At 64.1% G+C, this 282-nt stretch carries 1 pseudogene; it reads right to left on the bottom strand.

The features are described 5' to 3' along the window. Positions 1–75: 75 nt before the first annotated feature. Positions 76–216, bottom strand: a pseudogene (locus tag ACQ4LH_RS21390) (Mpo1-like protein); the annotation flags it as partial. Positions 217–282: the final 66 nt, after the last annotated feature.

Below are 282 nucleotides of genomic sequence, written 5' to 3'. Positions count from 1 at the left end.
GCGGGGGGCGGGGCACAGGTACCCCCCCCCGCCCCCCVCGCCCCCRAGGVGGGGGGGGRAAAMCCNCACAGCCAAAGCGGCGGGAGGSGGGGGGGARADGGCGGCGGGGCAAACCGCCACAACGATCAGTGGAATACCGATAAAGTGGCTGAGAATATTGCGTTGGTCGCGGTGATAGGCCGCGTATTGAGCCAGATGAGCAACCAGGGTTTTCATTATTATTTTCCTCATGCAAGACAGGTGGCCAGCATGAACCCTCGCCCGCGCAGCGCTCTGTCAGCT

Origin of the sequence: Pseudomonas peli, assembly GCF_050563605.1 — a bacterium.
GTDB lineage: Bacteria > Pseudomonadota > Gammaproteobacteria > Pseudomonadales > Pseudomonadaceae > Aquipseudomonas > Aquipseudomonas peli_A.
Note: the sequence above shows the minus strand (reverse complement) of the source record. Positions and strands in the feature narration are given on the sequence as shown.